The organism is Neobacillus jeddahensis, assembly GCF_000612625.1.
Taxonomy (GTDB): Bacteria; Bacillota; Bacilli; order Bacillales; family Cytobacillaceae; genus Neobacillus; species Neobacillus jeddahensis.
In genome coordinates, this window is sequence record NZ_CCAS010000019.1 from 15,647 (window position 1) to 30,087 (window position 14,441).

18 protein-coding genes and 1 riboswitch are annotated in these 14,441 nt (G+C 39.7%); of the genes, 6 read left to right on the forward strand and 12 right to left on the reverse strand.

The features are described 5' to 3' along the window. Window positions 1–10: 10 nt before the first annotated feature. From TY15_RS10755 to fabL, 5 genes are all read right to left on the reverse strand, one after another. Window positions 11–1,777: an ABC transporter ATP-binding protein gene (locus TY15_RS10755; RefSeq protein WP_040206467.1), complete on the reverse strand. Its 1,767-nt coding sequence runs from the start codon at window positions 1,775–1,777 to the stop codon at window positions 11–13. Between the two features lie 85 nt (window positions 1,778–1,862). Continuing rightward, window positions 1,863–2,393, reverse strand: a complete 531-nt coding sequence (gene ntdP, locus TY15_RS10760) for a nucleoside tri-diphosphate phosphatase (protein ID WP_040206465.1) — start codon at window positions 2,391–2,393, stop codon at window positions 1,863–1,865. A gap of 184 nt (window positions 2,394–2,577) precedes the next feature. Beyond that, entirely contained in the window at window positions 2,578–2,835 is a 258-nt protein-coding gene (locus tag TY15_RS10765) for a YgaB family protein (RefSeq protein WP_040206464.1), read from the reverse strand. A gap of 160 nt (window positions 2,836–2,995) precedes the next feature. Next, the gene (locus TY15_RS10770) at window positions 2,996–3,286 is read right to left on the reverse strand and encodes a gamma-type small acid-soluble spore protein (protein ID WP_040206462.1); all 291 of its coding nucleotides are present in this window, start codon (window positions 3,284–3,286) and stop codon (window positions 2,996–2,998) included. Window positions 3,287–3,361: 75 nt separating this feature from the next. After that, the gene (gene fabL / locus TY15_RS10775; protein ID WP_040206460.1) at window positions 3,362–4,111 is read right to left on the reverse strand and encodes an enoyl-[acyl-carrier-protein] reductase FabL; all 750 of its coding nucleotides are present in this window, start codon (window positions 4,109–4,111) and stop codon (window positions 3,362–3,364) included. 177 nt (window positions 4,112–4,288) lie between these two features. On the opposite strand from fabL, the gene TY15_RS10780 reads away from it, so the two are divergent. Continuing rightward, entirely contained in the window at window positions 4,289–4,513 is a 225-nt protein-coding gene (locus TY15_RS10780; protein WP_040206459.1) for a hypothetical protein, read from the forward strand. Window positions 4,514–4,570: 57 nt separating this feature from the next. Here TY15_RS10780 and mutY read toward each other — a convergent pair whose 3' ends face one another. Then, window positions 4,571–5,671, reverse strand: coding sequence for an A/G-specific adenine glycosylase (gene mutY, locus TY15_RS10785; protein WP_040206458.1), 1,101 nt, complete (start codon window positions 5,669–5,671; stop codon window positions 4,571–4,573). Window positions 5,672–5,794: 123 nt separating this feature from the next. Here mutY and TY15_RS10790 point away from each other — a divergent pair, with 123 nt between their 5' ends. Continuing rightward, complete coding sequence (locus TY15_RS10790; RefSeq protein WP_040206457.1) at window positions 5,795–6,775, forward strand: metal-dependent hydrolase; 981 nt, start codon at window positions 5,795–5,797, stop codon at window positions 6,773–6,775. A 52-nt stretch (window positions 6,776–6,827) separates the two neighbouring features. Here the strand turns inward: TY15_RS10790 and TY15_RS10795 are convergent, their stop codons facing one another. Continuing rightward, window positions 6,828–7,079 (reverse strand): YfhJ family protein, encoded by a 252-nt coding sequence (locus tag TY15_RS10795; RefSeq protein ID WP_040206455.1) that lies wholly within the window; start codon window positions 7,077–7,079, stop codon window positions 6,828–6,830. A gap of 128 nt (window positions 7,080–7,207) precedes the next feature. On the opposite strand from TY15_RS10795, the gene TY15_RS10800 reads away from it, so the two are divergent. Continuing rightward, entirely contained in the window at window positions 7,208–7,384 is a 177-nt protein-coding gene (locus tag TY15_RS10800; RefSeq protein WP_040206454.1) for a small, acid-soluble spore protein K, read from the forward strand. A 48-nt stretch (window positions 7,385–7,432) separates the two neighbouring features. Here TY15_RS10800 and TY15_RS10805 read toward each other — a convergent pair whose 3' ends face one another. Next, complete coding sequence (locus TY15_RS10805; protein WP_040206452.1) at window positions 7,433–7,756, reverse strand: YfhH family protein; 324 nt, start codon at window positions 7,754–7,756, stop codon at window positions 7,433–7,435. Window positions 7,757–7,843: 87 nt separating this feature from the next. On the opposite strand from TY15_RS10805, the gene TY15_RS10810 reads away from it, so the two are divergent. Continuing rightward, a complete protein-coding gene (locus tag TY15_RS10810; RefSeq protein WP_040206451.1) occupies window positions 7,844–8,521 on the forward strand; it encodes an SDR family NAD(P)-dependent oxidoreductase in 678 nt (225 codons plus the stop codon). Between the two features lie 9 nt (window positions 8,522–8,530). On the opposite strand, the gene recX is transcribed toward TY15_RS10810, so the two are convergent. Continuing rightward, window positions 8,531–9,340 (reverse strand): recombination regulator RecX, encoded by an 810-nt coding sequence (gene recX / locus TY15_RS10815; RefSeq protein WP_040206449.1) that lies wholly within the window; start codon window positions 9,338–9,340, stop codon window positions 8,531–8,533. A 179-nt stretch (window positions 9,341–9,519) separates the two neighbouring features. Here recX and TY15_RS23595 point away from each other — a divergent pair, with 179 nt between their 5' ends. Continuing rightward, window positions 9,520–9,657 carry a YfhE family protein gene (locus tag TY15_RS23595; RefSeq protein WP_074432803.1) on the forward strand — a complete coding sequence of 46 codons (138 nt, stop codon included), beginning with the start codon at window positions 9,520–9,522 and terminating at the stop codon, window positions 9,655–9,657. Window positions 9,658–9,793: 136 nt separating this feature from the next. Further along, window positions 9,794–9,982 (forward strand): YfhD family protein, encoded by a 189-nt coding sequence (locus tag TY15_RS10820; protein ID WP_040206444.1) that lies wholly within the window; start codon window positions 9,794–9,796, stop codon window positions 9,980–9,982. Between the two features lie 214 nt (window positions 9,983–10,196). Here the strand turns inward: TY15_RS10820 and TY15_RS10825 are convergent, their stop codons facing one another. The 3 genes from TY15_RS10825 to TY15_RS10835 form a co-directional block, all read right to left on the reverse strand. Continuing rightward, window positions 10,197–11,432 carry a homoserine dehydrogenase gene (locus tag TY15_RS10825; protein WP_040206517.1) on the reverse strand — a complete coding sequence of 412 codons (1,236 nt, stop codon included), beginning with the start codon at window positions 11,430–11,432 and terminating at the stop codon, window positions 10,197–10,199. Window positions 11,433–11,532: 100 nt separating this feature from the next. Further along, a riboswitch (SAM riboswitch) is annotated at window positions 11,533–11,641 on the reverse strand. 87 nt (window positions 11,642–11,728) lie between these two features. Then, a complete protein-coding gene (gene argH / locus TY15_RS10830) occupies window positions 11,729–13,105 on the reverse strand; it encodes an argininosuccinate lyase (RefSeq protein WP_040206442.1) in 1,377 nt (458 codons plus the stop codon). Between the two features lie 64 nt (window positions 13,106–13,169). Next, the gene (locus tag TY15_RS10835; protein WP_040206440.1) at window positions 13,170–14,381 is read right to left on the reverse strand and encodes an argininosuccinate synthase; all 1,212 of its coding nucleotides are present in this window, start codon (window positions 14,379–14,381) and stop codon (window positions 13,170–13,172) included. Between the last annotated feature and the right edge of the window lie 60 nt (window positions 14,382–14,441).

Consider the following 14,441-nt stretch of genomic DNA (forward strand, 5'->3'; position numbering starts at 1 on the left):
TGATTAATATCTAATTTTCTTCAGGTTCACTATTGTTAAGCTGCTGAACTTGAAATAATTTATAATAATTCCCGCGCCTAGCCATTAGCTCTTCATGGGTCCCAATTTCTTTTATCTGACCGTGCTCAATTAAGACAATCCGGTTAGCATGTGTGATAGTCGACAAGCGGTGAGCGACAATAAAGGTGGTTCTGTCTTTTGCCAACACCTCTAATGATTCTTGAATAGAATGCTCACTTTCTAAATCTAGTGCTGATGTCGCCTCGTCAAGAATTAATATCGGAGGATTTTTCAAAAAAACCCTTGCGATCGCGACACGTTGTTTCTGGCCTCCCGATAGCTTAACCCCACGTTCTCCAACCTTCGTGTTGTAACCCTCTTCCAGCTTTAATATAAACTCATGGGCATTTGCCGCTTTTGCTGCAGCAAATACATCTTCTTCAGTCGCATCAGGCTTCCCTAATAAAATATTGTCCATAACGGACTCGCTAAATAAAATATTATCTTGAAAAACGACCCCAATTTTGTCCCTTAAAGATTGAACCTTGAATTGGCGGATATCCACTCCATCTAAGGTGATTTTTCCTTTTGTCACATCATAAAAACGAGGAATGAGGCTGACTAGCGTAGACTTTCCGCCGCCACTCATACCCACCAGTGCTATCGTTTCTCCCTTTTTTACATCTAAATTAATGTCCTTTAAAATCATTTGACCTTCTTGTTCGTATGAAAAAGAAACATTATCAAAGCATATATCACCCTTAATGGCCTTGCATTCATGCGCATTCGGTTCGTCAATAATGTCATATTTCTCATCTAAAAATTCAAAGACACGATCCATAGAAGCAAATGATTGCGTAATCGTGGTCGATGAATTAACAAGCCGTCTTAAGGGATTATACAACTTATCAATATAAGCAAAAAAGGCAATCATCGTTCCAAGTGATAATTGATGCTGAATGACCAAGTATGCTGAATAGCCAATGACAATTAATGGGGCAATATCTGTTATCGTATTGACTGCAGCAAAGGACTTGGCGTTCCAGCTTGTGTGCTGAATGGCTTTTTCTAAAAAGTTTTTATTCTGTTTATCAAACTGTTTTTGCTCATATTTTTCAATGGCAAAGCTCTTAATCACTGACATCCCTTGAACTCTTTCATGCAAATAGCTCTGCACCTGTGCAAGTGCTTGTGAACGACTCTTCGTCAACTTACGCAAATTCCCAAAAAAGTACTTGATAGAAAAAGCATATAGTGGAAACAGCAAAATCGATACAACAGTGAGTTTAACATTCATATAAAACATGAGAATAATTGCAATTAGAATAGTCGCAATATCAAGCCAAAGGTTCATTAATCCTGATACCACAAATGTTTTAGTCTGTTCCACATCGTTTATTATCCGTGATATTATTTCCCCAGCACGGGTATTTGAAAAATACCGAAAACTTAACTTCTGTACATGTTGGTACATTTGATCACGGATATCATATAGGATTTTACTTGAGGTCCACTGGGCAAAATATTGGCGATAATATTCGATGGGCGGCCTAAGAATAACAAAAACGGCAAGCATTACTCCCATTATAAGTATTAATTTATTCAGTTTATCGTCATGTGATAATCCTTTATTTCCGATAATATCGTCTATCACATACTTTATCAGCATGGGGATGAGAAGTGGAATGGAAAATTTAATAATCCCAATAATGATCGTTATAAAAATTTGCATTCGATATGGTTTTACAAATTGAAGATATCTACGAATACTGCTCAAATTCACCCTCCTTTCCCTTTTCATAGCAAGACAGACAAGAACCTGTTGCTAGCAACAACAGGTTCAAAACATCCACACGATACGATTAACGTCTGTAAGTTAAATACCGTTCATACCAAATATCAATAAAGTCAGGCGCAAATGGGCCTTTTCGCTGCCGAATCCATTGAATCAATTTCTCAACATTTCGTTTAAGAATTTGATCGATGACATCGGGATAATTCATTTCTCGGCGATGGCGTTCATATTCATCTTCGTCTAGTAAATTAAAGGTCATATCAGGGTACACCTTAATATCTAGGTCATAATCAATATACTTCAGTGCTTCACCATCAAAAATAAACGGTGAACTGATATTACAGTAATAATATATACCGTCTTCACGGATCATCCCGATAACATTAAACCAGTATTGAGAGTGGAAATAACAGATGGCAGGTTCTCTTGTAATCCATGTTCTCCCATCTGATTCTGTTACAAGTGTCCGATCATTTCCACCAATCACCAAATGCTGCGATCCTTTTAAAACGGTTGTTTCTTCCCAGACGCGATGGATGTGCCCATTGTGCTTATAGCTATGTATTTGCATTGGTTCACCTTCGATGGGTACGCCCATGTTCTCCCCTACCTTCATTCCTGAACGCTTTGTAACCTATTCATAAATATCGACAAGAGGCAACAAAGTAAAAATCCATTTTTTATTATTATAACGGTTAAGAACAGAATTTAAAACAAAAGAGCCGTAATTCAATGGCTCTTTGTAAAAATTTGCGTTTTTTTCACGAATATTATTCGATAAACTAGATTGAAGTGGTTAAATTCTGTTCTCGATAGGAATTTATAACTTCTTCCGTTTGCTTTTCAAAAATTAATTGGATCTCTTTTAGCTCTTTTTTCATCAATTGAATATCGTTTTGAATACTCTCAAGATCCGTTGCCTTTTGCAATGTTTGGAGTTCTTCTTCAATTTGTTGACACCGCTCAAGCTCTGTTTGCAGGAACAACAATTTTTCCATCGTCGCCATTTGTTCGGAAACTAATCGGTTAAAATGATCCATTTCCCTCACCGCCTTATTTTAAGCTATTATATGTATTCTCGAACAACTGATTTACTCCTTTGACTACTTCTGTAGACAAAAGGGAAGTTTTGTCGAACAAGTGAAAACATTAAAGAAGGCACTCTTATGTAAAATAAGAGCGCCTTCTTTTTAGCTATAATTAGCTTTGGCCAAATTGGCCACTACCTTGGTTCTTTTTAGCTTGAGATTGTTGGTTTTGTTGTCTTACTTCTTGTGCATTCGTTTCACTTGCAAATTCAGTTCCAAATGAACCTTGGGAACTACCTTGTGCTGATTTTGCATTTTGCTTTCTTACCTCAGCAGCATTGGTTTCGCTAGCAAATTCAGTTCCAAATTGGCCGGCAGAACCTGCACCAGCGTTTTGTTGTTTTACTTCCTGGATGTTAGTTCCAGCTGAAGTTTTGTTTGGCTGTTGATTGAATTTTGCCATTGTAATCACCTCCACGAGATTAATGTATCCATGCTCAGTGGAGATTATCCAAAAAAGTTTTATCCCTGAAAATAATTAAACGAGTAAAGAAATTCCCCCATCAACAATAATCGTTTGCCCTCTAATCATGCTAGAGTCATCCGATAAAAGGAACATGACAGTGTTAACCATATCGTCAATTTCTACCATTCTTCCAGCCGGGGTTTTATCCTTCGCCTCTTGAAGCAGTTCCTCTCTATTAGGAAAATGCTTCAATGCCTCCGTATCAACTGCACCACCGGAAACAGCATTGACAATGATATTTTTAGGTGCTAATTCTACGGCCAAATATCTAGTTAGCGCTTCAAGAGCTGCCTTAGAAACGCCCACTACCGTGTAATTTTCTAAATAACGTATGGAGCCAAGAGAACTGATACTGACAATCTTCCCACCACCATTTATTTCCATCAATTTGGCTGCTTCCTGGGCACAAAATAAGAGGGCCTTACTATTTATGTTTAAGGTCCAATCCCAATGCGATTCTTCTAGTTCCATCACAGGTCGCTGCACCCCAGAAGCTGCATTATTCACAAAAATATCTAGACGACCAAATTCTTGCTCAATTTGGGCAAACATATCTTTAATTTTCGCAACATCACCAACATTGGCTTTAATAATAAATGCCTTTCGCCCTAATGCTTCTACTTGTTCTGCCGTTTCGAGTGCACCTTTTTTACTTCTTGCATAATTTATAACGATATCATACCCTGCTTCAGCAAGACGAAGGGCTGTTGCCTTGCCTATTCCTCTGCTGCTACCCGTAATTAATGCTACCTTTTGTGTCATTTTCCTATTCCCTTCATAGTTAAATATTAAAAAGTTTTACACTTTGATTAAGGTCTAGCTCAAGCACAAGGGCTTGAGTCTCTTCCACTTTTCTTATCATTTTAGCTTTTCCATGAATAGAACACAATTAATATTAAACACTAAGGGCAAATAATATGGAGAGGAAGATGTAAGACAATGTATGTAGGACGAGATATGACGGAACTTTCGATGATGTCGAAAATGGATTGGAACGATAGTGAACTAGCCTTTTTTCACCACTCCTTACAACAAATTGCTCCTTATTTAAATAGTGAAGGCCAGACTATTCATAGAGAAATTATTAAAGAAATTGAAAATCGCGGCGGCATCCAACGGCAAGAAGCAGATTATACCCATGGGACAAAAACTGTTTATGACTGAATTCAAGACTTCAGCTTGTAAAAGAACAAAGAGGAAGTAAACGCGAAGAGTTCGCGATTATTCCTCTAAAGACTTTTGATATAGGTTAAACATTTTTTGGTACGGTACGGGGAACGCGTACTCATTCATTTCGTCAAAGGAAACGAGTTTCCACACTGCATCTTCCTTCAATGGAATATTACTTGTACCCGTATAAACCTTCATATTCCAAACCAAATGGGAAAACACATGGTCTATTTGGCCAATAATTGGATTAAGAGAAATCTCTAAATCCATGGATTCTTTAAATAAAGAGATGACCTGCTCCCGATCATTCTGCAAGGGGTGGTGAATTTCTACAGTAGGAAACTCCCATAAATTTGCTAGCAGTCCATTCGCAGGACGTTTATGAATGAGAACTTTACCTGTTGGGTCTGTAATGATAGCTGCGATAAGCTGAACATCACGAGTCTTCGTTTTTTTTGTCTTGACTGGCAGCTCATTTTGGACGCCTTCAAAAAATGCCTGACAATGCTCGCGGACTGGACATAATAAGCATGATGGAGACGTTGGGGTGCATATCAATGCCCCTAATTCCATTAAGGCCTGATTGAATGAGGACGGATCTTCATGGGAGATTAATTCTCGAACTGCCTTTTCAAAAATTTTCCGAGAAGAGGGTTTCGCAATATCTTCCCAAATCGAAAGAACACGTGAGAGAACCCTCATCACATTTCCATCAACGGCAGGCTCTGGAATTCCGTAGGCAATACTTAAGATTGCACCAGCCGTATAGGGACCAACCCCTTTCAGTTGGGAAATTTCCTTTGGTGTACTCGGAACTTCTCCGTTGTATTTCTCTTTTACTTCCTTTACAGCGGTTTGGAGATTACGAACCCTTGAATAGTAGCCCAGTCCTTCCCATGCTTTCAGCACTTTATCTTCATCGGCGTCTGCCAGGTCATTAATGGTTGGAAACCAATCTACAAACCGATTGAAATAAGGAATAACAGTATCTACTCTTGTTTGCTGCAGCATAATTTCGGAAACCCACACCTTATAGGGATCTTGGTCCTTACGCCATGGCAGATCTCGTTGTTCATTCTTAAACCAGGAAATTAAATCATTTTGAAAAGCATTTATGTTGATTTTTTCAGATTTTTCATGTTCAATTGTCATAACATTTATTCCTCCACCATGTTAAACACTACGAAAAAAAGGGAAAACAATAAAAACCATGTTCATTTACGATAAGCTAATTTGACATTTTTGACAAGATTTTATTAAAGGAGGAATATCCCTTTGGATACTGGAACGCATGTTGTTATGGGTATTGCTTTAGGCGGTCTAGCGACATTAGATCCAGTTGTCGCCAGTAGTCATGCCATGTCAACTAGTGTATTAATTGCTACGATTGTCGGCTCACAAATACCAGATATTGACACGATATTAAAGCTCAGGAATAACGCTATTTATATTCGAAATCATCGAGGAGTTACGCATTCAATCCCAGCAGTGTTATTGTGGCCGCTGCTCATTACAGCCGTGGTTTATCCATTTTTTCCGACCGCTAATTTATTGCACTTATGGGCTTGGACCTTTGCCGCCGTGTTCATTCATGTATTTGTCGACATATTTAATGCCTACGGAACTCAAGCACTAAGGCCATTATCATCTAAATGGGTAGCCCTTGGTGTCATCAATACATTCGATCCATATATTTTTGGGATTCACATTCTCGGAATTATTATTTGGATTGCTGGTGCTGATCCTGGTCCAACCTTTTTAGTGATGTACGCTGTTATAATCGCTTACTACCTCAAGCGTTATCAAGTAAAGAAGCGAGTATTAGTAGCGGTTAGAGCCATCATTCCTGATGCCACAGAAATCATTATTGCACCGACCATGAAGTTTCATCAATGGCGAATTGCAGCGATGAATACAACGCAATTCTTTGTGGGGAAGGCTGCTAAGGATCACGTGGAAATTCTCGATCGGTTTAACAGAGTACCCGTTCCCAATACGCCCGTAATCGAAGCTGCCAAAAAAGATAAAAATTTATCGGCCTTTTTATCGTTCTCACCCGTTTATCGCTGGGAAGTCGATGAGTATACGGATTATTATGAAGTTCGTTTTATTGATTTACGTTACCGAAGTAATGGTCATTATCCCTTTGTCGCAGTGGTTCAATTAGATTGCAATTTACAGCCAATTAGTTCTTATACAGGCTGGGTATTTAGTGAGCAGAAGTTACGGAAAAAATTAAGTATCATACCCAGTTAATAGATAAAGAAAAAGCTTGAGGAATAACCCTCAGGCTTTTTTAATGGTGCTCTTACTGAATTAGGTACTTTTTATATTTTGGGTTGGACGCGACAAATTCATGGAGCTTATCGCCATAATTAATGATCCACTGTTCGACGATTCTCTCTGCCATCTCGCTGCCTTTATATTCCCAGCCTGCTTTTGCATAGGTTGTTTCAAAATCATCCCATAGCAATTCAACCCATGTTCGAGCCTGTTCATATGAAAGCTCATTATTTTTAGCTAATAACATCTCCGTTAATCTTTTCTGATGATCGTTCATACACACACCTCATTACCATTTTCTTTTAACATATCCTTCATGAAAAGCGCTAATACTATCTGTACGTGGCCAGCATCGAGAATGCTATGCTTTTCACGTTTTTCTCATTCCCTAATTGGAGGTACACCATGAGAAATAAAGAAACAGGTTTTCCAAATCAAAATAATAACAAACTTGAGGGTGAGCCGCGAGCAAAAGCAGAATATGCATCTAAACGAGCGGATGGTACCATCAATACCCATCCACAAGAACGAATGCGTGCCTCTGGAGAACGTGATGATGAATCACCACAAGTTTGGAAGTAGCTTTTGAAACAGACAAACCAGAGACCGTGTTCTCTGGTTTGTCATTTCCTATTTCAGCTTTTTTAACAGTGAGATGGGTAAGGCTTCTTCTTGTCCATCACCCTTTAGACGATAGCCCCAAGCAAATACCCCATTCATGTAATCAATTTTGAAATATTGACCAGGATCTCCTTCGATTTCATATATTTCTCCTGGTTTAAATGCATCAGGATTGATCATATAAGCTCGAGCCATTTGAACTTTTCTTTCAAGGACGGCAAATTCATTCACCATTCCCATCTGCTCAGCTTTCCTCGCCTTTTCTTGCAGTGCAGCAATTTCCTGTCTTAAATCATGTTCCGACATTCCACTATACCGTTTCTCCTGTTGCATATCCTTCACTCCCCTTTTTCTCTTAATTTTAGTATAGTAATATTTGTACAATTAATAAAGGTAGAACTAATATGGAGGAACACCATCATGAAAACAATCTTAATTACCGGTGCTGGCTCCGGCTTAGGGAAGGAATTAGCTCTGCTCTTTTCTAAACAGGGCTTTCACCTTTTGTTAGCAGGTAGGACTGTTGAAAAATTAACAGAAGTAAAACAAGCTATCGAAGATTCTAGTGGTAAGGCAGACATCCTTTCTTTAGACATAAGAAACAATCAAGATATCTCCAATAAGCTGCAGGAGATTAGGCAAAGATACGACCTGTTCGGACTAGTCAATAATGCCGGTATTGGTCATTTTGGACCATTTGAAAAAATGACCGAGCGGCAAATTTCTGATATGGTTGAGACCAATGTGTTGGGAACCATTCGTATGACCCAAGCCATCCTGCCAGTGCTACAAAAGAAGGGGAACGGACAAATTATCAATATAATCTCGACTGCCGGATTACGGGGTAAGGTAAATGAGGCTGTTTATGTTGCGAGTAAGTTTGCAGTGCGAGGCTTCACAGAAAGCTTGCAAAAAGAATATGAGGGCAGCGGCATTCAATTTAAAGCTGTTTATATGGGGGGCATGGATACCCCATTTTGGGATGAAAGTACGCATGTTTCGGATAAGAGCCGCTTTAGAACACCAAATGAAGTTGCTGAAATCATCATCCATCAACTTGATCAATCCGAAATTATTATTGAAAGTAAAAACTCATGACAGAATTCGTCATGAGTTTTCATTTTCGGCAAGATATCGCTCAATCAAATCGATTGAAAAGCCTTTTCGGTACAAAGTTTGTTTCATTTTTTGCTTATATTCATATCCCGTGTATTGAGCGAATTTTCGATGTGCCTTTTCACCCTGAAAGCGAATCGCGTCTAGCTCCTCATCGGCTTCCTCAGGAATTTCCGTTTCATTCATCGCAATTGCAATGACTTCAAACGAATACCCTTTTCGATGCAAAAGCGTTTCCAGCTTTTGTTTCTGGATTTTCAAGGATTCTTTTGTATTTTTTTGAAAGAACTTTTCACTTATCTTCATAGCCTTCTCGATTTGCTGCTCTAACGGGAACTCCTCAAGCGCCTGGGTAAGAATACTCTGTTCAATCCCTTTTTCCTTTAATTCCATTTTCACGATATCTGCACCTTTATCAGTCGTGTTGGCTTGTGTCCTAACATAAGCGTTGGCAAATTCTTGATCATTGAGATATTTCTGCCCACTTAATTTATGTAATACTTCTCCGATAACAGCTTCATCAATCTCTTTTTTGAGCAGGTAATCTTTTACCTCTTTGGTCGCTCTCATTCGCCTTGCTAAATAATTAATTGCTAGGTTATAGGCCTTACGGATATCGTCCTGGAATTGAACCTCTAAAAAAGAAAATTCATCAAGCTCCATTCCCTTTTTTAATTGAAATTTGATTAATACCTCACTATCGACACTAAAGGCAAATTCCTCACCCTTACCATAATCCATAAACACATTAAACCGTTCCTGATTTTTCTTCTGTGTGGTGATTTTTGTTATAATAGCCACATTGTTTCACCTCACTCTTACTTTATCACACTCCCGAGCATTTTTTTTAAAATATATTTTCTTAAAAACCGTATCTTTCCGATCCAAAGAGGTAAAAATGGAAATAAGTACATAATGGTGCTTTACCCTGTACGACAAAGCTTGATGACAATTAACAAATGTTGAAAGGAATGAGCAGAATGGGTGAAAAGAAGAAAAAGGATAGTAGAGACGGCGGTAAATATTCATTGTCCAGTATGCAGGAAGTAAAATATCAAAGAGAATTTAAAATGGCAGACCGTGCTGGCGGGTATGCTGACAAACGGACTCGACTTTAATTTTCTGAACATGATTCAACTACTTTCTAAAAATCATTAAAAGATATTTCCATTAATGGACTCCTTTCAGTTTGTAAAAGCTAGTAAAGGGAGCAATTCCAGCTCTCACTAGTTCAATTCGAAAGGGGTTTTTTTAATGGGTCGAGCACATGGACATAAAACTCGTGATAAAAATAAAGGATCTCTTCCACAAGTTCCAAAAAATATGAAAACAGACGGACAAGATGTGGAGTATTCAGCAGAGTTTGCGGACCATGCAGATCTTGAGGCACAAGCACGTGCTAATGCCGCAAACCAACGTGTAAAAAACCGAAAGAATACGTAAGCAAATAAGAAGAGCGCAAGGCGCCTGGAATCGTCGACCAGCACAAGACGAGCGTCGGGAAGGTTGTTCTTTAACCTTCTCGACGGATTGGCTTGTGACCTCGAGCCGATGGCTTCTTGAGCTGGACCATTCTCAAAATCAAAATTTATACTTTTCATTTAGAAAGCGCAACTCAAAAGAAAGAGGCAGGGTAGCCCTGCTTCTTTCGAAAATTCTAAAATCCTAAGGGAATTAATGCTTTGTCCGCTAAATCTGCTGTGTAATCACCAAGCACCGGAAAATAGATTAATGACTTATTTGCTTCTGCCAATTCCTCGATCACATCCTTGTGGGTCCTAATGATCCAGGCTCCTTCGGCTGCATAGGCTAGTTTAGTCAGTAAAGGATGATACGGTAAATCTTTTTGACCATAGATAAGCCAACATTTAGATTGCCTTCCAGATTTATGTTCGCTCTCCTCTTGGGAAGGGGAAGTGATCCTTCTCTTCGATGGAGCGTTTTGACACACGTAGACTAAATCCTCAATGACTGCACTGGCCGTCGGATACATACCGGCCCCTGGTCCTTGAAGAGTTATTCTCCCGACAATATCGGAATAAACATTGACTGCGTTTTGCACCCCTTCCACATGATAAAAAGGATCCTCCTTCCCTACTAAAATAGGTTTAACAGATGCCTCTATTTGATTTCCAACCAGGCCTATACTCGCAATATGCTTAAATCTTAATCCCAGTTTTACAGCAGCTTCAATCAATTCACTTGTGATAGCGGTGATGCCTTCCCGCTCGACCTCGTGCCAATGCGGTTCTTTCCCAAAGGCAATTCTACTTAAAATCATCGTTTTGTAAAAGGCATCAAAGCCCTCAATGTCATTGGTAGGATCAGCTTCTGCAAAGCCGTTTTCTTGAGCTAATTTTAATGCTTGTTCAAAGGACTGCTGTTTCTCGCGCATTTCAGTGAGGATGAAATTGGAGGTACCATTTAATATTCCTTGGACCTGTTGGACATTATTAATATTTAATAATTGTCTTAGCGTTTGAATGACCGGAATTCCCCCAGCTACCGTCGCTTCAAAACCAACGGATACATGATGTTCATCCGCTAATGTTAGTAGTTCTTTCCCGTAATGGGCAAACATCTCTTTATTTGCCGTAATAATGTGACAACCACGTTGAATCGCTTGCTTCAAAAATAAAAAGGGCGGCTCCTTATCAACGATCGCTTCTACGACAATATCAAGCTGTGGCAGACGGAGAATATCAGCAAAATCGGTTGTGATTAGTACATCAGGATCGATGTTCCTCTTCTTCTGGTCATTTTTAATCAGAACCGCAGCTACCTCCACTTTTTTTCCCAAAACTGCTGTTAGCTCTTCTGCATGCGATTGTATCGTCTGATAAACCCCTTCACCTACCGTACCAAACCCTAGGATTGCCACTTTGACAGTCATGAGTTGCTCCACCCCTTCAAGTAAAATTTGATTTAAACCCATAATAATCGCAATTTGAATAGAAAAAAGCCCTCTTCATAAGAAGAGGGCAGATTTCCTCCTCTTATCTTTCAGGTTAAAAACCTGCAGGAATTAGCACCTTTTCAAGAAATACCTTGATGGTTGCCGGGCTTCATCGGGCCTAGTCCCTCCGCCGCTCTGGATAAGAGTTCTATAATTTTTTCATTAAATTTCCAAGTTATAAAAAAGATTCTAGTTGAATTATTTGAAAATGTCAATATTATTAAACAATTCTTTTAAACATGCAGCTTTCCTTCTGCAAGCTTAATCTGTGCCTCAACCTGCTCCGGTGCGGTACCTCCAAAGCTATTACGTACTGCCACAACCTGCTCTGGTGCCAATACTTGATAAATGTCTTCTTCAAATAAAGGACTGAAATCTTGGTACTCTGCAAAGCTTAAATCTAGCAAAAATTTATTTGCTTGAATGGCATACAAGACAATTTTTCCAATCACCTCATGGGCCTCACGGAACGGCAAGCCCTTTCGAACCAAATAATCAGCGATATCAGTCGCATTCGAAAAGTCATTGTTAATCGCCTTGCGCATGACATCCTTGTTAACAGTCATTGTCTCAATCATAGGGGCTAACAGCTTTAATGAGCCCTCCAGGGTTTCAACGGTATCAAACATGCCTTCTTTATCTTCTTGCAGATCCTTGTTATAAGCAAGCGGCAAGCCCTTCATGACGGTCAATAGCCCAAGCAAATTCCCGTACGTACGACCCGTTTTTCCTCTTAGCAGCTCGGGTACATCTGGGTTTTTCTTCTGCGGCATAATACTGGAACCCGTACAAAACGAATCATCAAGCTCGACAAACTGAAATTCCTGGCTCGACCAAATCACCAGTTCTTCAGAAAGTCTGGAAATATGCGTCATAATGATCGATCCAATTGACAAGAATTCGAGGATAAAATCACGGTCACTAACTGCATCCATACTGTTCGGATAAATCGTTTCAAATCCTAATAGCTCCGCAACCCGTTCACGATTAATTGGGAAAGTCGTTCCTGCCAATGCCCCTGAACCAAGTGGCAGCCAATTTACCCGTTTAAGGGAATCGATTAATCTTTCTTTATCCCGTTCAAACATCCAAAAGTAGGCCATCAGATGATGCGCAAAGGATACGGGCTGGGCACGTTGCAAATGGGTATAACCAGGAATCAATGTTTGCACGTTTTCTTTTGCCTGTACCAATATGGACTGCTGGACTTCCTCAACTAACGTAATGAGTTCGGTTGTTTTCGTTCTTAAATAGAGATGCATGTCGGTCGCGACCTGGTCATTACGGCTTCGTCCCGTATGAAGCTTTCCACCGACTGGTCCGATTTTTTCAATTAATAGCTTTTCAATATTCATATGAATATCTTCATCTTCAATCAAAAAATCAACCTCAGCCTTGTCGACCATTTTTTTAATGGCGAGGAGACCATCCTTTATCTTATTAGCATCATCCATCGGAATGATCCCGCATTCCCCCAGCATTTGTACATGTGCCATACTCCCGGCAATATCTTCTTTTGCTAGCTTTTGATCAAAGGAAATCGATGCAGTAAATTCCTCCACCAATTTGTTTGTTTCCTTAGTGAATCGCCCGCCCCATAACTTAGCCATATCCTGCTCCTCCTTTAAAGATAAAGAAGACAGCCCTCGAAAAAGGATTCGAGGGCAATCCGAATTATTTTAAAATCGTTTCTTTGTTATTTACTTCAGAATAAACCTTTGTCGGTAAGCCCCACAGCTTGATAAAACCAACCGCAGCATTATGATCAAAGGCATCACCTTTTGCATATGTGGCTAGCTCCTCATTGTAAAGGCTGTGTGGAGATTTTCTGCCGACAACCATATGATTTCCTTTATGGAGCTTCACGCGAAGGGTCCCGGAAACCACCTTTTGTGTCTCGTCAATAAAGGCATCTAGGGCGGCTTTTAATGGTGAGTACCAAAGGCCCTCATAGATGATCTTTGCCATCTGTTGTTCAACCTGGGTCTTAAATTGCGTAACCTCACGCGGCAACGTTAAAAATTCTAATTCTTTATGAGCGTTAATAAGAATTAACGCTGCTGGATTCTCATAGACTTCACGAGATTTTATACCTACTAATCTATTTTCGATATGATCAATACGGCCAACGCCATGTTTGCCGCCGAGCTCATTTAGCGTCTCAATTAATTGAACAAGTGGGAGTTTCTCACCATTCAGAGCAACCGGAACCCCTTGCTCAAAGTCTATTTCCACATATTCTGCAACATCTGGTGTTAATTCAATCGGATTGGTCCAATCAAAGGCAGCTTCCGGTGCCTCTGCCCATGGATTCTCAAGCACACCTGCTTCACAGGCACGGCCCCAAATATTAGCATCAATCGAGAAAGGATTATCTAAATCAACAGGAATGGGGATACCATTTTCCTCCGCATAAGCAATCTCTTCATCACGGGTCATGCCCCATTCACGAACCGGAGCGACCACCTTTAAGCTTGGGTTTAGTGCTTGAATTGATACTTCGAAACGAACTTGGTCATTCCCTTTACCCGTACATCCATGGGCAACAGCGGTTGCTCCTTCTTTTTCGGCTACCTCTACCAATAGTTTTGAAATTAACGGTCGAGACAGGGCAGAGGACAACGGATATTTTCCTTCATATAAGCAATTAGCCTTTAAGGCTGGTATAATATATTCCTGCGCTAGTAATTCCTTGGCATCGACAATATAAGCTTTAATAGCTCCTACATTGAGCGCCTTTGTTTTGATTGCCTCAAGATCCTTTCCTTCCCCAACATCTAGACCTAGAGCAATGACGTCATAACCATATTTTTCTTGAATCCATTTTACAGATACCGAAGTATCTAACCCACCAGAGTATGCTAAGATAATTTTTTCCTTTGTCATCTGTTTTCTCCCTCGTGCCTTTTATGAATTTTTATTCAACTAATAGAATTATTATACATC